Below are 18,857 nucleotides of genomic sequence, written 5' to 3'. Positions count from 1 at the left end.
GTCAGCGGGCCGCACGGGCCTGCCTGTCGGGGCGGCTACATTCGTCATCGCTTTGTTTTAAAAGGGGTTTTTGTTGTTTTTGTCCGTTTTTCCCGCCGCGTCGCCGCCCCGAAAATTCCTCCGGTTTCCCTTCTTGAATTTGTCAAAACCCGTCCATATAATTAGCACTCGCTGCACGAGAGTGCTAACAATTCTCTGCCGGGCGCCAAGCCGGGCAGCTTCCCTAAGCGTTCTTCAATCTCAGTCAAGAGAGGAGTGAATATGAACCTTCGTCCTTTGCACGATCGCGTGATCGTCAAGCGCCTGGATCAGGAAACCAAGACCGCCTCGGGCATCGTGATCCCCGACGCCGCTGCTGAAAAGCCGGATCAGGGCGAAGTCCTGGCCATCGGCCCGGGCAAGCGCGACGACAAGGGCGCCCCGATCGCGCTCGACGTGAAGGTCGGCGATCGTGTCCTGTTCGGCAAGTACGCAGGTCAGACCGTGAAGGTCGACGGCCAGGAACTGCTGGTCATGCGCGAAGAAGACATCATGGCCGTGGTCAACGCCAAGTAAGCGTCCTCCGACGGTACATATTCCCAAGAATTCAAGGAGTTAGAAGATGGCAGCTAAAGACGTCGTATTCGGCGATTCCGCCCGTTCGAAGATGGTCGAAGGCGTGAACATTCTCGCCAACGCAGTCAAGGTCACGCTCGGTCCGAAGGGCCGCAACGTCGTGCTCGAGCGCAGCTTCGGCGGCCCGACGGTCACCAAGGACGGTGTGTCGGTCGCGAAGGAAATCGAGCTGAAGGACAAGCTCCAGAACATGGGCGCGCAAATGGTCAAGGAAGTCGCTTCCAAGACCAGCGACAACGCAGGCGACGGCACGACGACGGCAACCGTCCTCGCGCAATCGATCGTTCGCGAAGGCATGAAGTACGTCGCATCGGGCATGAACCCGATGGACCTGAAGCGCGGCATCGACAAGGCGGTCGCAGCGGCTGTCGACGAGCTGAAGAAGATCAGCAAGCCGTGCACGACCAACAAGGAAATCGCACAGGTCGGCTCGATCTCGGCGAACAGCGACTCGTCGATCGGCGATCGCATCGCTGAAGCGATGGACAAGGTCGGCAAGGAAGGCGTGATCACCGTCGAAGACGGCAAGTCGCTGGCCGACGAGCTCGACGTCGTCGAAGGCATGCAATTCGACCGCGGCTACCTGTCGCCGTACTTCATCAACAACCCGGACAAGCAAGTCGCCGTCCTCGACAACCCGTTCGTGCTGCTGCACGACAAGAAGGTGTCGAACATCCGTGATCTGCTGCCGGTGCTCGAGCAAGTCGCGAAGGCCGGCCGTCCGCTGCTGATCATCGCTGAAGACGTCGAAGGCGAGGCACTGGCCACGCTGGTCGTCAACAACATCCGCGGCATCCTGAAGACCGTTGCGGTCAAGGCGCCGGGCTTCGGCGATCGTCGCAAGGCGATGCTGGAAGACATCGCGATCCTGACCGGCGGTCAAGTCATCGCGGAAGAAACCGGCCTGACGCTCGAGAAGGCAACGCTGGCAGAACTGGGCCAGGCGAAGCGCATCGAAGTGGGCAAGGAAAACACGACGATCATCGACGGCGCAGGCGAAGCTGCAAGCATCGAAGCACGCGTGAAGCAAGTGCGCGCGCAAATCGAAGAAGCGACGTCGGATTACGACCGTGAAAAGCTGCAAGAGCGCGTGGCCAAGCTGGCTGGCGGCGTTGCGGTGATCAAGGTCGGTGCTGCGACCGAAGTCGAAATGAAGGAAAAGAAGGCACGTGTCGAAGACGCACTGCACGCGACGCGCGCAGCTGTGGAAGAAGGCATCGTCGCAGGTGGCGGCGTTGCGCTGATCCGCGCACGCACCGCGATCGCAGGCCTGACCGGCGCGAACGCCGACCAGAACGCCGGCATCAAGATCGTGCTGCGCGCAATGGAAGAGCCGCTGCGCCAGATCGTCACGAACGGTGGCGAAGAAGCCAGCGTCGTGGTGGCGGCGGTTGCTGCAGGCAAGGGCAACTACGGCTACAACGCAGCAACGGGCGAGTACGTCGACATGGTTGAAGCCGGCGTCGTCGATCCGACCAAGGTCACGCGCACCGCACTGCAGAACGCAGCTTCGGTTGCAGGCCTGCTGCTGACGACGGACGCAGCTGTCGCGGAACTGCCGAAGGAAGACGCACCGATGCCGGGCGGCATGCCGGGCGGCATGGGCGGCATGGGCATGGACATGTAATCGACTTCGGTCGACGGTGTCCGGAGCGCGCAGCGATGCGCGTTCCAGCCAAAAGAAAAGACCCGCAGCGATGCGGGTCTTTTTTTATGCGTGCGAGGTTTGATGCGGGCGCGGGGCGGCCGGATACGTCACGCGTCAACGCGGCGCGGCGTGCGGCGGCGAGACCGGCCCGCCGCGTCGCGACTCAATGCCGATGCGACGTCCTCGGCACCAGGTCGGCCTTCACGGCCGGCGGCGTGTCCGACTCGTCGTTGCTGCGCGCCCAGAAGAACCGGTCGGGCAGGTACGCGCCCATGCCGGGCCGGAACGCGTCGCGTACGGCCTGATACAGGTATTCCTGCGCCTCGCGCACGGCTTCCGGCGGTTCCTGGCCGTTCGCGAGCAGCGCCGCGATGGCCGCGCCGAGCGTATCGGTGATGCCCATCAGCCGGTGCGGCGAGCGATCCCACATGTCCTCGCGAAGCTGGCCTTCCTCGCCGTACAGCGTATTGACGAGCCGGTGCGAGCCCATTTCCGACGACAGGATGTATTCGCAGCCCTGCGACAGCAGGTGCGACACGGCCGCGTCGAGATTCGGCGCCTCGGCATCGCCGTCCGGCTGCGCGAGCGCGATCAGCGTCGCGTGGTCGGCCACCAGCAGCGTGGTTTGCGGCGCGAGCAGGTCGGCGATCGATTCGCGCAGGTCGTCGGCGGCGAGCACGTGTTCGTCGTCGAGCGTGAAGTCCGGCGCGAGCACGAGCGGCACGCCGTCGTAGTCGGCAACGACTTCGGCGATCGCGCTCACGACTTCCGCGCGCGTCGCCGCGCCGATCTTGAACGCGGCAACGGGCATGTCCTCGAGCAGCATGCGCGCCTGTGCGGCGACGACGTCGGGGTCGAGGCCGGTCACTTCATCGCAGGCGGCCGAGTCGCGCACGGTATAGCCGGTCAGGACGGACACGCCGTGACAGCCCATGCTCGCCAGGGTCATCAGATCGGCTTGGAGGCCGGAGCCGCCGGTGGGATCGGACAGGCCGAAGGTGAGGACGATCGGAGGGGCGTTGCTGGACATGTAAAAATGGGGCAAGAGAAAAACGGACAAGCGACGGAGATGCGGACGGCGAGGCGAATGGGCTTGTTTGGCCCTGTGTTGCCCGGCAGGCCGCACTTTTCAACCATTATGCGGTGGAATCCGGCCGGTACGACGGATTTTTTAGCGCAGCGCAACGTAGTTGCCGTCCTCCAGCGCGATTGCTAGGCAGTCCGGCCCCGACACGGTACCATCATGGCTCCCGAATTTACCGACTTTTCCCCGACGCGGCTTAAGATGGAATACAAGAGCTGGATGTGCCTGATTTGTGGCTGGATTTACGACGAAGAAGCCGGGCTGCCGGAAGAGGGCATTGCCCCGGGCACGCGCTGGGAAGACGTCCCGATCAACTGGACGTGTCCCGAATGCGGCGCCCGCAAGGAAGACTTCGAGATGGTCCAGATCTGATCGGACCGCTGGCCCACGGACACTCCGCTCAGGCCTCGCACCGGCCCGGCGCTTGCGCGCCGCGGTTCGCGCGAGCGACTTGACGATGACAGGCGCGCGTGTCCATGACGTCCGATCCGGCGAACGTTCCCCACCCTGACGCATTGCCCAACCCGCGCGGCGGGGCAGTACGCGCGGCCGACGCGTGGCTGGCGGCGGCCGCCGACGCATTCGAGCGGCGCGACGATGCCGCGGCGCCGCTTGCGGCGGCCGCGGCCGTGCTCGCGGAAGCCGGCTGGCTGCCGGCCGCGCGTTTTGCCGGCCAACTGTCGGCCGCCGTGCCGCTCGTCGCCACCGAGCCGACGTCGGCCGGCTGGCGCGCGGCGCTGCACGATTTTCGTGCGGCCGTCGGGCGCCACAACTTGCGCGAGCTCGCGTGCTCGCCGGTTCTCTTCGAGCATTTCCGTGCGTTGCGCGCGCAAAGCGCCGCCGACCTGCGCGCGAGCACGCCGCTCGATGCGCTCGCGCTGGTCGGCCGCGCGGTGCCGCCTGCCACGCTGCGTGCGCTGCCCGACGCCTTCGCGCCCCGTATTCGCGCCCGCTACGAGCAGGCGCTGCTCGGCGTGCTGCGCACCGAACACGGCGTGCCGGGCGCGGCGCTCGACGAAGTCGACGCGATGCTGGCCGTGCTTACCGACGACGGACCGTACGATTTCTGGCGGCTCGCGGCCGCATGCGTGCGCGCGCTGCGCGCGAGCGGCGCACCCGAGCTGAAGCGCTTTCTCGCGCGAATCAACCTGCTGCTGGGCGAACACGCGCAGGGCCGGCGCAGCGCGCCGCCCGAGCTGGTGCGCGAGACGGTCGCGCTGCTGTGGCGCGATTTCGCGCTGTTCGGCGCCGCGGCCGAGGACGTCGCGCTCGTCGACGTGCTGCACGACTACGGGCTGACGGTCGACTGGCACGTCGCCGGCACGCCCGCATCCGAAGCATTGTGGGAAGCCGATGCCGCGCGGGCCGAGCACGATGCGCTCGCCGCCGCGCCCACGCGCGCGCTCGGCGTCGTGACCGTCAACGCGCATGCCTATGAGGATTTCCTGCAGACCGCCGATGCGTCGATGGCCGACTTGGCGGCCAACCCGGCCACGGCCGACGCCGGCGCCGCATGGCATGCGTCCGCCGCCGCCTACCGGGTCGGCACGGCCGCGTGCGCGCTCGGGCTCGGCCACGCGGCGCTGCTGGCCGACACGCTGGGCCTGGCGTGGCGCCGTGCGGCGCACGGCGTGCCGCTCGCCGACGGCGGCCTCGATGCGCACCGCCACGCGTCCGACATGCTGCGCGCGGCGCTCCTGAAGATCGCGGCCGGCGTCGCGCCGCCGGATCTCACGGCGGCGTCCGAAGCGCTCGGCACGGCCCTCGGCCGGGCCTGACGAACAAGGGGGCGAACACGCGACGGCGGCCCTTGCCGCGCGGGCCCGCAACACGCTGCCGACAGCGCCCGCGCGCGTGTTAGAGTGCCGTGTGATCCGCGCGCGCCGTTGCCAGCGCGGCGCGGCGTTGCTTGTTGATCGCGGCCCGGTCAGGTCGCGGCGTCTTTGCTAAAATTCAAACCATGTCAAAGCCTTCCGATCGCATCAATCTCACCAACCAGTTCCTGATCGCCATGCCGAACATGGCCGATCCGACGTTCTCGGGAACGGTGATCTATCTTTGCGATCACAGCGAGCGCGGTGCGCTCGGCCTCGTCATCAACCGTCCTACCGACATCGACCTCGAATCGCTGTTCAACCGCATCGACCTGAAGCTCGACATCGAGCCGCTGCTGCACATTCCCGTGTACTTCGGCGGCCCGGTCCAGACCGAGCGCGGCTTCGTGCTGCACGAGCCGGTCGAGGGCGCGAGCTACAACTCGTCGATGTCCGTCGACGGCGGGCTCGAGATGACGACGTCGAAGGACGTGCTCGAGGCGGTCGCAACGGGCAACGGCCCGAAACGCTTCCTGCTGACGCTCGGCCATGCGGGCTGGGGCGCCGGGCAGCTCGAGGAAGAAATTTCCCGCAACGGCTGGCTGACGGTCGCCGCCGATCCGCGCATCGTGTTCGACACGCCGGCCGAAGAGCGCTTCGAAGCCGCGCTCGGCCTGCTCGGCGTCAGTTCGTCGATGCTGTCCGGCGAAGCAGGGCACGCATGAGTGGCGCGAGCGCGCGCGATGCGACGCTCCTGGCGTTCGACTACGGCGAGAAACGGATCGGCGTTGCGATCGGCAACGCGCTGACGCGCTCGGCCCGTGCGCTCGTCGTGATCCAGAACCTGAACCGCGAACACCGCTTCAAGGCGGTCGGCGACCTGCTGGCCGAATGGCGGCCGGACGCGCTCGTCGTGGGCCTGCCGATGCATCCGGACGGCACGCCGCACGACATGACGCAGCAGGCGAAGCGCTTCGGCAACCAGCTGAACGGCCGCTTCGGGCTGCCCGTCACGTGGATCGACGAGCGCTATTCGTCGGTCGAGGCCGAGGCCGGGCTGCGCGAGCGCAACGTGCGCGGCCGCGCCCGCACCGACATGCTCGATGCCGAAGCCGCGCGCGTCATCCTTCAACAGTATCTCGATCAATTGTCCGACCATGAGCACCATTGACGCCGAGGCGCTTTACCGCGTCCTGCTCGACCAGATCCGCGCCGCGTACGGCACGGCGTTCGCCGAACCGGGCGGCCCGCGGCTCGCCGGCATTTACAGCGGCGGCGCGTGGCTCGCCGAGCGCCTCGCGCGCGATCTCGGCGCGCCGGCGTTCGGCGTCGTCAACGTCGCGCTGCATCGCGACGACTACGCGAAGAAGGGGCTGCACAGCCAGGCCAGCCCGACGTCGCTGCCGTTCGAGATCGACGGCGCGCGCATCGTGCTCGTCGACGACGTGCTGTACACCGGGCGCACCGTGCGCGCGGCGCTCAACGAGCTGTTCGACTACGGCCGTCCGGCCGCGGTCGAGCTCGCGGTGCTCGCCGATCGCGGCGGCCGCGAGCTGCCGGTCGCCGCACGCTTCGCGGGCGGCACGCTCGACGTGCCGGCCGACGCGACGCTCGTGCTCGCGCGCGACGATGCGCGCTTCACGCTGCGTATCGAGGCCCACAGCGAGTCGCACGGCGCCTGAACGACACGCGAACCGTATCCCGGGCCGCTGGTTTGCACCGCGGCCCGTTTGCATAGTTGGAATCACGCACACCATGACCACCGACACCACTGGCCGCACCGGCAATCCCGCGGCGGCCGCGAGCCCCGACCGGTTCCGCTACGGTTTCCTGAAGGGCAACCCGCAGCTCACGAAAAACGGCGAGCTGAAGCACCTGCTGTCGATCGAGGGCCTGCCGCGCTCGATCGTCAATCACATCCTCGATACGGCCGAGCAGTTCGTCAGCGTGACGGACCGTGAAGTGAAGAAGGTGCCGCTGCTGCGCGGCAAGTCCGTGTTCAACCTGTTTTTCGAGAACTCGACGCGCACGCGCACGACCTTCGAGATCGCCGCGACGCGCCTGTCGGCCGACGTGCTGAACCTGAACATCAATGCGTCGTCGACGAGCAAGGGCGAATCGCTGCTCGACACGATCAACAACCTGTCGGCGATGCATGCCGACCTGTTCGTCGTGCGCCACGCATCCAGCGGCGCGCCGTACCTGATCGCCGAGCACTGCGCGCCGCATGTGCATGTGATCAACGCCGGCGACGGCCGCCACGCGCACCCGACGCAGGGCCTGCTCGACATGTACACGATCCGTCACTACAAGCGCGACTTCACGAAGCTGCGCGTGGCGATCGTCGGCGACATCCTGCATTCGCGCGTCGCGCGCTCCGACATCCACGCGCTCACCACGCTCGGCGTGCCGGAAGTGCGCGCGATCGGCCCGCGCACGCTGCTGCCGGGCGGCCTCGAGCAGATGGGCGTGAAGGTGTTCCACAACCTCGACGAGGGGCTGAAGGGCGTCGACGTGATCATCATGCTGCGCCTGCAGAACGAACGGATGAGCGGCGCGCTGCTGCCGTCGGCGCAGGAGTATTTCAAGACGTGGGGCCTGACGCCCGAGCGCCTCGCGCTCGCCGCGCCCGACGCGATCGTCATGCACCCGGGCCCGATGAACCGCGGCGTCGAGATCGATTCGCAGGTCGCCGACGGTCCGCAATCGGTGATCCTCAACCAGGTCACGTTCGGCATCGCCGTGCGGATGGCGGTAATGGGCATCGTCGCCGGCAACAGCGACTGAGCGCGCTTTCGCGCATCCTCGTTCAGGCATTCAACGCAATCAACGCATTTACAGACAGCGCATGAAGATTCATATCCAAGGCGGCACGCTGATCGACCCGGTCGCCGGCACCGAACGACAGGCCGACGTATTCGTCGCGGACGGCAAGATCGCCGCGCTGGGCAGCGCGCCGGCCGGTTTCACCGCGGACAAGACGATCGACGCATCGGGCCTGATCGTCGCGCCCGGCCTCGTCGACCTGTGCGCGCGGCTGCGCGAGCCCGGCTACGAACACAAGGCGACGCTCGCGTCCGAGATGGCCGCGGCCGTCGCGGGCGGCGTCACGACCCTCGTGTGCCCGCCCGACACCGATCCCGTGCTCGACGAGCCTGGCCTCGTCGAGATGCTCAAGTTCCGCGCGCGCAACCTGCGCCAGGCGAACGTGCATCCGCTCGGCGCGCTCACCGTCGGCCTCAAGGGCGAAGTGATCACCGAGATGGTCGCGCTGACCGAATCCGGCTGCGTCGGCTTCACGCATGCGAACGTGCCCGTGCGCGACACGCAGGTGCTGCTGCGCGCGCTGCAATACGCGAGCACCTACGGCTACACGACGTGGCTGCGTCCGCTCGACGCGTTCATCGGCCGCGGCGGCGTGGCCGCGAGCGGCGCGCTCGCGTCGCGGCTCGGGCTGTCCGGCGTGCCGGTCGCGGCCGAGACGATCGCGCTGCACACGATTTTCGAACTGATGCGCGTGACGGGCGCGCGCGTGCACCTCGCGCGGCTGTCGTCGGCGGCCGGGCTGGCGCTCGTGCGTGCAGCGAAGGCCGAAGGGCTGCCCGTGACCTGCGACGTCGGCGTGAACCACGTCCACCTGATCGACGTCGACATCGGCTACTTCGATTCGCAGTTCCGGCTCGATCCGCCGCTGCGCGGCGAGCGCGATCGTGAAGCGATCCGCGTGGCGCTCGCCGACGGCACGATCGACGCGATCTGCTCCGATCACACGCCGGTCGACGACGACGAGAAGCTGCTGCCGTTCGGCGAAGCGACGCCGGGCGCGACGGGGCTCGAGCTGTTGCTGTCGCTGACGCTGAAGTGGGCGGACGAGACGCGCACGCCGCTCGCGCAGGCGCTGCGCCGCATCACGTCCGCGCCGGCCGACGTGCTGCAACTGCCGGCGGGGCGCCTCGCCGAAGGCGGCGCGGCCGACCTGTGCGTGTTCGATCCGCGCGCACACTGGCGCGTCGAGCCGCGTGCACTGAAGAGCCAGGGCCACAACTCGCCGTTCCTCGGCTACGAACTGCCGGCCACCGTACGCGCGACGCTCGTGGCCGGGCAGGTCGCGTTCGAGCGCCACTGAACCACGCCGGACCTTCGCCATGACCGCTCTTCGCAAGCTGCGTCTCGTCTTTCACCTGTTGCGCGGCATGGTGATCGTCGCGCTGCGTTTTTCGCACGTCACGCCGGCGCACCGCGCCGAGTTGACGCGTCGCTGGTCGCTCAAGATGCTGCGCATCTGCGGGATGCGCCTCGTCGTCCACAACGACGGCGCGCGGCTCGACGCGAGCGCGCTCGTCGTGGGCAACCACGTGTCGTGGCTCGACATCTATGCGGTCAATGCGTGGCGGCCGACGCCGTTCGTGTCGAAAGCGGAGGTGCGGCAGTGGCCGGTCGTCGGCTGGCTCGCCGAAAAGCTCGACACCGTGTTCCTGCAGCGCGAGAAGCGCACCGAGGCGATGCGGATCATGCACGAGATGGCCGAGCGCTTGCGCAACGGCGGTGTGATGTGCGTGTTTCCGGAAGGGACGACGTCCGACGGCCAGGATCTGCTGCCGTTCCATGCGAACCTGTTCCAGGCCGCGGTGTCGGCCCAGTGCGCGGTGCAGCCGATCTGCCTGATGTATGAGGACGCGCACGGGCGGCAGTCGGTCGCGCCGGCCTATACGGGCGATCTGTCGCTCGGCAAGTCGCTCGACATGGTGCTGCGCGGCGGCCCGCTCGTCGCGCATCTGTACGTGTGCGAGCCGATCCCGCCGGGCGGTGATCGTCGTGCGACATCCGCGGCGGCGCGCGATGCAATCGCAGCTGCGCTGGCGACGTTGCAGGAGAAGGTCGGCAAGCCGACGGCCGAGTCGCTCGCCGAGTTGCAGAAGCATGCGTATCCGGCGACCGAGCTCGGCGCCGACGGGGCGGGCGATGCGACTGCCGATGCGCCCGTGCCGGGGCGCGAAGGCTGACGCGTCGGCGGCGCGCGTGAATCAGCGTGCCGTCATTCGCCGCCCGGCGTGCGGCACGCTTCGCACTGCACCTGCGTGACCGTGCGCTGGGCCGGATCGGCCGTCAGCCGGACGGCTGACAACTGATTCCCCCATACGCATCCTGAATCGAGCGCGACGACGTTGTCGCGCAGCATCAGGCCGAGTGCGGCCCAGTGTCCGAACACGACCGTCACGTCCTCGGTGCGGCGCCCCGGCACGTCGAACCACGGCAGGTAGCCGGGCGGCGCGCTGTCGGGCCCGCCGTTTGCCTTGAATTCCATCGCGCCATCGGGCGTGCAGAAGCGCAGGCGCGTGAACGCGTTGAACGCGACACGCATCCGGTCGCGTTTTTTCAGGTTCGGACTCCATTGATTCGGCTCGTTGCCGTACAGGCCTTGAAGTGTGTCGCGCCAGTCGGGCGCGCGGAGTGCGCGCTGGAGTTCGTCGGCGAGTTCGAGCGCGAGCGTCGTGTCCCATTGCGGTAGCACGCCGGCGTGCACGAGCAGCTTTCCGTCTTCGACATGCACGAACGGGCGGTGGCGCACCCAGTCGAGCAGCGCGTCGGCGTCGGGCGCGTCGAGGATCTCGCCGATGGTGTCGCCCGGGCGTTCGGTGCGCAGGCCGGCGGAGACCGCGAGCAGGTGGAGGTCATGGTTGCCGAGCACGACGGTCGCGCGCGGGCCGAGGCCGACGACCGCGCGCAACGCGGCGAGGGAGTTCGGGCCGCGGTTGACGACGTCGCCGGCGATCCAGAGGGGCGTGTCGGCGGGGGCTGAAAGCTTGTCAAGCAGCGACTGGAAAGCGGAATGGCAGCCTTGGATGTCGCCGATGGCGATGGGGGGAGAGGTCATGGGATCGAGGGGGCGCAAATCTGGGCGTACCGTAGGAAGAAGTTCAACAAAATGGGCCTTGTGCGAGAATACTATCCCACCAAACCGGGGCTGGTCAGGTGGGTTCTTTCGTGGTCGATGCAAGTTCACGCTGCTGTTTCAAGTTGTTAGCAGCATGGCTTTTGCGTTAGATGGCTTTTTATAATTATCGATTCGCCCGTGAAAATTACCACCGGGTGACTCTGGCAGGCGTGGCAAGCGGGTAAAATGCCGGGCGCTGAAGCGCTCACGCCGGCAAGCCACATCATCCATCATGTGGTCTCGCTGATCCATTGGGAGCCGTTACGGTAGATTCGGCGTGGGCTCTTGACCGTGCTGAGCGTGCTCTTACATGGTCGACGATATCTATCTTGTGACCCTATTCCTTCATTTTTGAAAGCTTGCATGCTGACCCTCTCACTGGCTGACCTAAAGAAAAGCATCACGGCGTGGCGGTTATGGACGCTGCTCGGCTGGCTTGAAATTCGGCAACGCTATGCGCGTTCTCGCCTGGGGCCGTTCTGGCTGACGATCAGTATGGGCGTGATGATCACGTCGCTGGGCGTCGTTTACGGCACGTTGTTCGGGCAGAAGATCAACGAATATCTGCCGTTCCTGGCGTGCAGCCTTGTGCTTTGGGGGACATTTTCGGCGACTATCCAGGAAGGCAGTGTTGCGTACATCAACAGTGCGCCATACATCCGTCAAATGGCCACCCCGAAGTTGATCTACATCCTGCAGGTGGTCTGGCGGAATCTGATCGTCCTCGCACACAACTTCGTGATAGTCATCGCGCTGATGGCAATTTTCGGCGTGAAGCGCTGGGAGACGCTGCCGATGTTCATTCCGGCGCTACTGCTGTTTGTCGCCAACGCCACGTGGATTGCGATGGTGATCGGCCTGCTGTCGGCCCGCTTCCGTGACTTGCCGCAGATCGTGGGCGCGTTACTCCAGGTCGCGTTCTACGTAACGCCGATCATTTTCCGTCCAGACGCGTTGAATCGGTTCTCGTTCATCGTGGAATGGAACCCGCTTGCTTACCTGATTGATGTCGTGCGCAGCCCCCTGATAGGGCAGATTCCGAGCGGCACGAGCTGGGCGGTAGCGATCGGCATGGCGGTAATCGGATGGCCTGTCGCGCTATACATGACAGGGCGCTACCTGAAGCGCATTCCGTATTGGGTTTGAGGAGGCGCTATGGCATATATTGAATTGAAGAATGTCACGCTTGATCTGCCGATCTTCGACGTGCAGGGGCGTTCGCTTAAGAAACAGGTGCTCCGCATGGGGCGGCGCAACAGGATCGCAGAAGGGAACGATGGAGTGATCGTCGTACGCGCGCTGGACGACGTGAACCTGCGTTTCGAGCGCGGCGATCGTGTTGGATTGATTGGATATAACGGCGCGGGCAAATCGACTCTGTTGCGGGCGATGGCAGGGATTTATCCTCCGACCTCTGGCGCGCTTTCGCGGGAGGGGAAAGTCGTGCCGTTGCTCGATATCGGCCTTGGCATGGACGAAAATTCGACCGGTATGCAGAACATCCGGCTCCGCGGGTTGCTGCTCGGTATGTCCGATGCGGAGATCCGGGCAAAGCAGCGCGAAATTGCTGACTTCTGCGAGCTCGGGGATAGCCTGGACCTGCCGATTCGGACGTATTCCAGCGGGATGAAAGTACGGCTTGCGTTTGCGGTGTCAACGGCGGTGGATGCGGAAATCCTGTTGCTGGACGAAGTGATGGGGGTCGGAGATGCACTGTTCATGCACAAGGCGGAGGCGCGGCTGGCGGATCTACACAGTCGGGCGGAAATAGTCGTACTCGCGATGCACTCGAACTCGGAAATTCGCAAGGTTTGCAACAAGGTGCTCTGGATGGAGCATGGGCGCGTACGCGCGTTCGGGCCGACGGAAGAGATCGTATCCGCTTATGAGGCGACAACAGGCTGAACGCGTTGTCCATGCGTGATCGCTTGCGGGATTTGCGGCACGTGGTGGAAAAATGTCCCGCGACGAGCTGTTCCTGGCCGAGCGCGATCGGCTGCTTGCGTCTGAGAGGGGCGGGCCGGTCATGCTGCCCGACATCTGAGTTCAGAACAGCGAATTGCTCGATATCCGAGCGATCTACTTCGGGAATGCGTGCAAAATCCAAGGTTGCGGCGACGCCGCACCTGCACAACCCATGCCTACATGGCGATTCCCGGCCCTCACCGACACGTGATGTGCCGAGGCCGAATGTGCGATCGCTGTGCACGCAGCCTTCAAGCCGTCTCGCCTCGGCCACGTCCATGCCACCGAACTTGGTGCGCCACCGATAAAACGTTTGTTCCGAGATGTTGTAGCGCTTGCACAGATCCTTGACCGGAACCCCCTGGCTCTGGGCTTCTGTTCGTCGGTATGTCGCTGCTTCATCGAGTTCTCCTTGCCTCTAGGATAAGAGAACTCACTTGCCGTTTGGCTACACGATTCGTCTCAGGTCAAGCGACCGTTCAATTGTGTCGTACTCACAATGCGGCCATCGAGAGCACCCGGCCAAGCATCCCGCCGAGGCAGCGTTATGGATACTTCCGCCGTACGGGTGCGAATCGATGGTTCCTGGATCGTGACGCTGGTCTTTTGGCTGATTCGGAAATTGACTGATGAGGAAGTGCGCGGGCTCGACGAGGCGAGGCTGATTGTCGCCCTCAACGACGTGGGATTGTGCTTGTTCGTGCGCGACAGAGGTTGCTGAAACTTATGGGCGTAATTTCGGAGCTTTATCATTGCGCGTCCACTGCGTGGTTGGGACGACAACAGGGGAAGGCAGATGCGCGCCCTACATGAAATTGGCTACATGCACAAGTGCTGAGTCGTGCTCGTGGCCGACGATCGCGTCTGCAGCTTACATCCTTCTTTGGAGTATGACGACTTCCGTCTTCGTGCCCCAGCCGTCGTCCGTCGAGCAATTGCGTTGAGGAATCCATGGCCCGTCGTACTTGCGGTCGTCTCCTTCGGCGGATCAGTGTCTGTATAATTGTTGCGGATTGTAACGTTTGCAGCACCATATGCTCTTCCAACGTTGAACTCGATTGCGGTCGCAAAGTGTTTGACGGGAAAGCGAATGGTTAAAATTTGGAGAGTTTAGGAATGGCGGAATCTGAAGAGCGAGTCTTGATCACGGGTGCCGGTGGGGTTATTGGCCACGCATTAAGGCAGGAGTTGGCGGACTCGGGGTACTCGAACGTCGTTGCAATCACGAGTAGTGACGTCGATCTTAGAGATCAGAACGCGACTGAAAAATTGTTCGATGAATTACGCCCGACGATCGTTTTCCATATGGCGGCGCGGGTGTACGGCATCATGGGAAATATGTCCAATCGGGGCATCGCGTATCTGGACAACGTTCGAATCAATACCAACGTAGTCGAGGCTGCGCGTCAGACAGGCTGCAAGAAGTTTGTCGCCATGGGCTCGACAGCTATTTACTCTGATCAGGTGCGTCTTCCGATGTCGGAGGAGGAAATCTGGGTGGGGGCGCCGCATCATTCCGAGGCTCCGTACGCACACAGCAAGCGCGGTATGCTTGCGCAGCTCGAGGCGTACAAAGATCAATACGGAATGGACTACGCATTTTGCGTATCCACCAATCTCTTTGGTCCTTACGATAAATTCGACGAGAAGTTCGGACACGTCATTCCGTCGCTTGTGTCGAAGTTCTACCGTGCGTCTGTTCTAGGGCAGCCCATCTCCGTCTGGGGGTCTGGGAAGGCTGAACGGGATTTTCTCTTCAGCAGCGACGCAGCGTATGCGCTTCGCCTTATCGCCGAAAATCACTCGGGTGCAATCAATCTGGCGACCGGTCACTCGCACACGATTCGACATACGGTCGACACGCTTTGCAAGATTTCGGGCTTCAGTGGCAGCGTGGAATGGGATGCGACAAAGCCGGATGGCCAAAAACTTCGCGCATACGATATCTCTCGTCTGGCGGCGTTGGGTTTCAAACCAAGATTCTCGTTCGACGAAGCGTTGGCGATTACTTACGACTGGTATTGCAAGAATGTGGAGTCTGCCAGAAAGTAATTGCGTGGTATTGCCTCTGGTGTGCTTGCGTGTAAAGAGGCTGCACACCATCTTCCTAACGTGTGGTCATTCGAGTTGTTTGATCGATGAAATTTGTATCGTACGCGCAGAACTATGAAGATGTGATGCTCCGGCGCGCGCTCGCTAAAGTCGATCGCGGATTTTACATAGATGTTGGCGCCGCCGAGCCGTATGCAGATTCGGTAACGGCAGCATTCTACGAGCGTGGCTGGCGTGGCATAAACATCGAGCCGATGCCTGGGCCGTTCGATAGGCTGGCCCAGGCGCGACCTCAAGACGTCAATCTACAAGTCGCCGTGGAGAACAAGCAGACGGTCGCCCGGTATTTCGCAGTGGATGGCGGTAACGGGATTTCGACGGGTATTCAAAAGCTTGCCGAAGGGTATAGGAACGCGAACTGGGACATCAGTCAGGTAACGGTTGCGGTCACGACATTGCGCGATATATGCGAAACGTATGTCGGCGAGAGGCCGATCCATTTCCTCAAGATCGATGTGGAAGGTAATGAAAGGGAGGTGCTGGCGAGTGCTGATTTCAATACCTTTCGCCCTTGGATCATCCTCGTCGAGGCCACGGAGCCGAATTCCCAGATACCGTCCCATGACGACTGGGAAGCTCTCTTGTTGGAAGCGGAATATCATTTCGTCTATTTCGATGGATTGAATCGCTTCTACGTGTCGGCAGAAAAGATGGACGAATTGAAACAAGCCTTTATGGTTCCGCCAAACTGGTTTGACGGATTCATTCGAGCATCGGAATCCGACATTATTCGGCGTGCGACGGATCTGGAGCGGCAACTCGTTGAGACGCAGCGGCAGCTGCAGGAGGCTCGTGACGGATGGTCTTTGGAAAAGGGCGCGCGCGAAGAATTAGAGGTGCGATTGAACACTGCATATCACAACATGACTGATCGGGTGCATGACGAGCAGGCGTCGCAAGTTGTTTTGGAAGACGCAAGCCAAGGTCGCGCGATGAAGAATCCCGAGATCTCGCACGAGGAGATCGATCAACTCAAGGCGCGGCTTGCGGGAAGTGAGAGAGACCTCGAGAATCATCGGATCCAATTGGCCGAGTTGCGCGCCCGATTGACCGAGAGTGAGAAGTCCGGACAAGCGCTCAGCGCCGAGCGTGACACCGCCTACCAGGAACTATTCGAGTCATCTAGGCATGCTGCGTGGTTGAGCCAGGAAAGAGTGCGCTTGCAGGAAAGGATCGACGAGTCATCCAGACATGCTGTTTGGGTGAATCAGGAACGGGGGCGCTTGCAGGGGAAGGTTGACGAGCTTGAGCACATGGTCGATACGCTCCGCTTACAAGAGGAGCGTGTTTCAGCCGCGCTGCACGCGGTGTTTCAGAGCACATCGTGGAAATTGACCGGCCCGATGAGATGCATAAAGCGCATGATGCATCGCCGATCCTAGTATTAATGGAGCAAGTTTTGGTATCGAATTCGATTTGCGTCATTGGTCGCTGTACTTTCGGCACTGGAATCGGCGCTGTGACTTATGCAGCGTGTGAGATGTTGAGCCGATTTTATGCTGTTTCCATTTTCCCGACTGAGCCGCATTTCCGTACTGAGCGCGAAATTGTACTGCCAAACGGGACGGTGATCCCCGTTTGCACTGATCTTTCGCAGGCGAAGGTTGTCTTCTATGCGGACGTGCTCTGGAACGGGGCATATGACTTGAATTACACCCTGGTTCCGCCCGGGGCGTTGAGATTTGCTCATATCGCTTACGACTCCGATGAACTACCGTCTCAGTGGGTCAAAGTGCTTAACGAGCACTTCGATTTTGCGCTCTTCATGAGCCATCACTTGGAAGGCGTGGCTCGGAGATCGGGTGTCGAGATAGGGGTGGGTACACTGCCACTCGCCTTGGACATTGAAGGGCTGTTGAGTCGTCCCTATAGAGCATCGTCGGACGGCAAGATCAAATTCTGTTCGATTGCAGCATTTCACGCACGTAAAGGTGTTGAGGCGCTTGTCGAGGGGTTCATTCGCGCCTTCGGTGATCGACAGGACGTGGAGCTCACGATACATTCAAATCTAGCTATCGGCTCAAGTTTTGAGCGCGTCAAAAAACTGGTCGACTCTAGAAAGGCAACGAATATTGTCATCAGTTGTGCTCCCCTGACTGATCAAGAGAAAAATTCACTGATCGAGGAATGTGATGTTTTCGTGAATTGCTCTCGTGGTGAAGGGTATTCCATCGGGCCGCGAGAAGCCCTGGCATTGGGGAAAGTGCTTGCAATAACGGCTGTCGGCGGTCATAACGATCTAATTTCTGCGCCTGGCGTTTTTTCTATACCGGCTACTATTGCGATGCCGGCACGCTACCCGGAAATAGATAACCTTGTGGTCGGTCGGCAATTTGCTGCGGACATCGACGACATTGGCGCGGCGCTCACGGACGCTTTCGAATACGTTTCGTCGGGCACAAGTGCGACGACGGTACACGCGCGGCGCCAACTCGCTGCCGAGTTCAGTTTTACTGCTCTGGAGCTGAATTACGGTGAGTTGATCGATACCAAGCTTCGGTCATTCCGGCCCCGGCAATGCGGTTCGCGTTTCGCCAGATTGCCGGCCGAATTGCCAGCGACCGTGGAGCGGTTTCTGGGTCATCGTTCAGCATCACTTCCCGGTGTTGATCGCACCGTCGTGCAATCTCATGACGGCGGCTTCTTCTCCGTCTTCAATGCATTCATGAGCCATTTGGTGTGGGACCAGCGTGATAAGCGGTGTCACATGGTCTTGCCTGACTGGAACGTGGATCGCATGATCAAGCGCGCAGGTACGGCTCAGTTCATGAGCTTTTGCTATGGGCGCCCAAACGAGGGAAATGTCTGGTCCAAGCTGTTCGAGCCGCTCTATGGCCTCAGCGACGCAGACATGGACGACGAGAGCTTCCTGTACGCAAAGGGGCGACCTCCTGTCGCGGTATTCAATCACGAGCGTGAGCCGCAGCTTACTTATGTCCATGCGTATAAGCTGTATAAGAGCGGTCAATTTTCTCGCATTCGCTCGCAATACAACAGGGTATTCAAGGATCATGTGCATTTGCGCCCTCGATACCAGCGAGAATTGAATGAATTCCGGGAGAAATTTGCCGGGAAGTTTATGATCGCAGCGCACGTCAAGCATCCGAGTCATGTGATCGAGCAGCCGAGTGGAAAAATCGCACACATCCAATCGTATATAGACGGGATTAGGCGTCAGCTTGATGCTCGTGGGTTCAAAAAGGATTCACCAGGCTGGGCGATATTTCTCGCGACGGATCAGGATCGAGTAATTAATGTATTCAAGGGAGAATTTGGCGACAAGGTCTTTTTCTATGAGGATGTCCGTCGAACGACGGAGGCCGAAGATGCGCGCTACGACCAGTTGGGGGCAGAGGAGCGTCGTGCAGAAGGCTTCCAGGTGCAGCATTTGGTCGCTGCAAATCCGGATAACTGGAACATTAGGATGGCTTGGGAAGTCATTCGTGATGCGATGACCATGGCATATTGCAATGTGCTCCTCCACATTGTCAGCAATGTGTCGACAGCAGTGTCGTACATGAATCCTGACATTGAACTGGTTTTCTGTTCAGCAGAAGAGGGTGAGTCCGCACGTCACTGAATGCCTGCTTTGCGTTTGGTGCCGAGGGATGCGGAGCGTGGAGCGCGCGCAGGGCTTGGTCGTTGCGTCTGATGGCAAACATATGGAGCCAACAAGCAAGTGCC

General features: G+C 62.5%; 18 protein-coding genes and 1 pseudogene. 16 read left to right on the top strand and 3 right to left on the bottom strand.

Annotated elements, in window-relative coordinates; genetic code table 11:
- Nucleotides 1-261: 261 nt before the first annotated feature.
- Nucleotides 262-555: a co-chaperone GroES gene (gene groES / locus A9Z05_RS29675; RefSeq protein ID WP_004186661.1), complete on the top strand. Its 294-nt coding sequence runs from the start codon at nt 262-264 to the stop codon at nt 553-555.
- A gap of 46 nt (nt 556-601) precedes the next feature.
- On the top strand, nt 602-2,242 hold the full coding sequence (groL, locus tag A9Z05_RS29670) for a chaperonin GroEL (RefSeq protein ID WP_069621205.1): 1,641 nt from the start codon (nt 602-604) through the stop codon (nt 2,240-2,242).
- Nucleotides 2,243-2,426: 184 nt separating this feature from the next.
- Here the strand turns inward: groL and A9Z05_RS29665 are convergent, their stop codons facing one another.
- Entirely contained in the window at nt 2,427-3,293 is an 867-nt protein-coding gene (locus tag A9Z05_RS29665; protein ID WP_069621204.1) for a hydroxymethylpyrimidine/phosphomethylpyrimidine kinase, read from the bottom strand.
- A 255-nt stretch (nt 3,294-3,548) separates the two neighbouring features.
- Between A9Z05_RS29665 and A9Z05_RS29660 the strand changes: the two genes are divergently transcribed.
- From A9Z05_RS29660 to A9Z05_RS29625, 8 genes are all read left to right on the top strand, one after another.
- Nucleotides 3,549-3,719 (top strand): rubredoxin, encoded by a 171-nt coding sequence (locus A9Z05_RS29660; protein ID WP_004186709.1) that lies wholly within the window; start codon nt 3,549-3,551, stop codon nt 3,717-3,719.
- 104 nt (nt 3,720-3,823) lie between these two features.
- Nucleotides 3,824-5,125 carry a hypothetical protein gene (locus A9Z05_RS29655; protein ID WP_069621203.1) on the top strand — a complete coding sequence of 434 codons (1,302 nt, stop codon included), beginning with the start codon at nt 3,824-3,826 and terminating at the stop codon, nt 5,123-5,125.
- Between the two features lie 182 nt (nt 5,126-5,307).
- Nucleotides 5,308-5,886 (top strand): YqgE/AlgH family protein, encoded by a 579-nt coding sequence (locus A9Z05_RS29650; protein WP_069621202.1) that lies wholly within the window; start codon nt 5,308-5,310, stop codon nt 5,884-5,886.
- A complete protein-coding gene (gene ruvX / locus A9Z05_RS29645) occupies nt 5,883-6,332 on the top strand; it encodes a Holliday junction resolvase RuvX (RefSeq protein ID WP_034206571.1) in 450 nt (149 codons plus the stop codon). The genes A9Z05_RS29650 and ruvX overlap by 4 nt, the downstream gene beginning before the upstream one ends.
- Complete coding sequence (gene pyrR, locus A9Z05_RS29640; RefSeq protein ID WP_023475283.1) at nt 6,319-6,843, top strand: bifunctional pyr operon transcriptional regulator/uracil phosphoribosyltransferase PyrR; 525 nt, start codon at nt 6,319-6,321, stop codon at nt 6,841-6,843. Before ruvX ends, pyrR begins: the two co-directional genes overlap by 14 nt.
- A 73-nt stretch (nt 6,844-6,916) precedes the next feature.
- Nucleotides 6,917-7,948 (top strand): aspartate carbamoyltransferase catalytic subunit, encoded by a 1,032-nt coding sequence (locus A9Z05_RS29635; protein WP_006476735.1) that lies wholly within the window; start codon nt 6,917-6,919, stop codon nt 7,946-7,948.
- Between the two features lie 61 nt (nt 7,949-8,009).
- Nucleotides 8,010-9,287: a dihydroorotase gene (locus A9Z05_RS29630; protein ID WP_069621201.1), complete on the top strand. Its 1,278-nt coding sequence runs from the start codon at nt 8,010-8,012 to the stop codon at nt 9,285-9,287.
- A gap of 19 nt (nt 9,288-9,306) precedes the next feature.
- Nucleotides 9,307-10,164 (top strand): 1-acyl-sn-glycerol-3-phosphate acyltransferase, encoded by an 858-nt coding sequence (locus A9Z05_RS29625; RefSeq protein ID WP_069621200.1) that lies wholly within the window; start codon nt 9,307-9,309, stop codon nt 10,162-10,164.
- 32 nt (nt 10,165-10,196) lie between these two features.
- Here A9Z05_RS29625 and A9Z05_RS29620 read toward each other — a convergent pair whose 3' ends face one another.
- Nucleotides 10,197-11,036 (bottom strand): symmetrical bis(5'-nucleosyl)-tetraphosphatase, encoded by an 840-nt coding sequence (locus A9Z05_RS29620; protein ID WP_069621199.1) that lies wholly within the window; start codon nt 11,034-11,036, stop codon nt 10,197-10,199.
- A gap of 423 nt (nt 11,037-11,459) precedes the next feature.
- Here A9Z05_RS29620 and A9Z05_RS29615 point away from each other — a divergent pair, with 423 nt between their 5' ends.
- Both A9Z05_RS29615 and A9Z05_RS29610 read left to right on the top strand, forming a co-directional pair.
- Nucleotides 11,460-12,242 carry an ABC transporter permease gene (locus A9Z05_RS29615; RefSeq protein WP_069621198.1) on the top strand — a complete coding sequence of 261 codons (783 nt, stop codon included), beginning with the start codon at nt 11,460-11,462 and terminating at the stop codon, nt 12,240-12,242.
- Between the two features lie 9 nt (nt 12,243-12,251).
- Nucleotides 12,252-13,001, top strand: a complete 750-nt coding sequence (locus tag A9Z05_RS29610; RefSeq protein ID WP_069621197.1) for an ABC transporter ATP-binding protein — start codon at nt 12,252-12,254, stop codon at nt 12,999-13,001.
- 310 nt (nt 13,002-13,311) lie between these two features.
- Here the strand turns inward: A9Z05_RS29610 and A9Z05_RS35510 are convergent.
- Nucleotides 13,312-13,463 (bottom strand): annotated as a pseudogene (locus A9Z05_RS35510) (transposase); the annotation flags it as partial.
- Between the two features lie 145 nt (nt 13,464-13,608).
- Between A9Z05_RS35510 and A9Z05_RS37075 the strand changes: the two are divergent.
- The 4 genes from A9Z05_RS37075 to A9Z05_RS29595 all read left to right on the top strand — a co-directional run bounded on the left by A9Z05_RS37075 (nt 13,609) and on the right by A9Z05_RS29595 (nt 18,753).
- Nucleotides 13,609-13,782, top strand: coding sequence for a hypothetical protein (locus tag A9Z05_RS37075; RefSeq protein ID WP_176730262.1), 174 nt, complete (start codon nt 13,609-13,611; stop codon nt 13,780-13,782).
- A gap of 395 nt (nt 13,783-14,177) precedes the next feature.
- On the top strand, nt 14,178-15,113 hold the full coding sequence (locus tag A9Z05_RS29605) for a GDP-L-fucose synthase (RefSeq protein ID WP_069621196.1): 936 nt from the start codon (nt 14,178-14,180) through the stop codon (nt 15,111-15,113).
- 86 nt (nt 15,114-15,199) lie between these two features.
- Entirely contained in the window at nt 15,200-16,555 is a 1,356-nt protein-coding gene (locus A9Z05_RS29600; protein WP_069621195.1) for an FkbM family methyltransferase, read from the top strand.
- Nucleotides 16,498-18,753: a glycosyltransferase gene (locus tag A9Z05_RS29595; RefSeq protein ID WP_256122122.1), complete on the top strand. Its 2,256-nt coding sequence runs from the start codon at nt 16,498-16,500 to the stop codon at nt 18,751-18,753. Before A9Z05_RS29600 ends, A9Z05_RS29595 begins: the two co-directional genes overlap by 58 nt.
- Nucleotides 18,754-18,857: the final 104 nt, after the last annotated feature.

It is taken from the genome of Burkholderia sp. A2 (assembly GCF_001729305.1).
In the GTDB taxonomy this organism is placed as follows: Bacteria; Pseudomonadota; Gammaproteobacteria; order Burkholderiales; family Burkholderiaceae; genus Burkholderia; species Burkholderia sola.
The sequence above is the reverse complement of the archived record's forward strand: the minus strand, read 5'-3'. Positions and strand labels throughout refer to the sequence as shown.

Excerpts from the sequence above, each read along its gene's own strand:
- groES (WP_004186661.1), top strand. The coding sequence starts at position 262 with ATGAACCTTCGTCCTTTGCACGATCGCGTGATCGTCAAGCGCCTGGAT.
- groL (WP_069621205.1), top strand. The coding sequence starts at position 602 with ATGGCAGCTAAAGACGTCGTATTCGGCGATTCCGCCCGTTCGAAGATG.
- A9Z05_RS29665 (WP_069621204.1), bottom strand. The coding sequence starts at position 3,293 with ATGTCCAGCAACGCCCCTCCGATCGTCCTCACCTTCGGCCTGTCCGAT.
- A9Z05_RS29660 (WP_004186709.1), top strand. The coding sequence starts at position 3,549 with ATGGAATACAAGAGCTGGATGTGCCTGATTTGTGGCTGGATTTACGAC.
- A9Z05_RS29655 (WP_069621203.1), top strand. The coding sequence starts at position 3,824 with ATGACGTCCGATCCGGCGAACGTTCCCCACCCTGACGCATTGCCCAAC.
- A9Z05_RS29650 (WP_069621202.1), top strand. The coding sequence starts at position 5,308 with ATGTCAAAGCCTTCCGATCGCATCAATCTCACCAACCAGTTCCTGATC.
- ruvX (WP_034206571.1), top strand. The coding sequence starts at position 5,883 with ATGAGTGGCGCGAGCGCGCGCGATGCGACGCTCCTGGCGTTCGACTAC.
- pyrR (WP_023475283.1), top strand. The coding sequence starts at position 6,319 with ATGAGCACCATTGACGCCGAGGCGCTTTACCGCGTCCTGCTCGACCAG.
- A9Z05_RS29635 (WP_006476735.1), top strand. The coding sequence starts at position 6,917 with ATGACCACCGACACCACTGGCCGCACCGGCAATCCCGCGGCGGCCGCG.
- A9Z05_RS29630 (WP_069621201.1), top strand. The coding sequence starts at position 8,010 with ATGAAGATTCATATCCAAGGCGGCACGCTGATCGACCCGGTCGCCGGC.
- A9Z05_RS29625 (WP_069621200.1), top strand. The coding sequence starts at position 9,307 with ATGACCGCTCTTCGCAAGCTGCGTCTCGTCTTTCACCTGTTGCGCGGC.
- A9Z05_RS29620 (WP_069621199.1), bottom strand. The coding sequence starts at position 11,036 with ATGACCTCTCCCCCCATCGCCATCGGCGACATCCAAGGCTGCCATTCC.
- A9Z05_RS29615 (WP_069621198.1), top strand. The coding sequence starts at position 11,460 with ATGCTGACCCTCTCACTGGCTGACCTAAAGAAAAGCATCACGGCGTGG.
- A9Z05_RS29610 (WP_069621197.1), top strand. The coding sequence starts at position 12,252 with ATGGCATATATTGAATTGAAGAATGTCACGCTTGATCTGCCGATCTTC.
- A9Z05_RS37075 (WP_176730262.1), top strand. The coding sequence starts at position 13,609 with ATGGATACTTCCGCCGTACGGGTGCGAATCGATGGTTCCTGGATCGTG.
- A9Z05_RS29605 (WP_069621196.1), top strand. The coding sequence starts at position 14,178 with ATGGCGGAATCTGAAGAGCGAGTCTTGATCACGGGTGCCGGTGGGGTT.
- A9Z05_RS29600 (WP_069621195.1), top strand. The coding sequence starts at position 15,200 with ATGAAATTTGTATCGTACGCGCAGAACTATGAAGATGTGATGCTCCGG.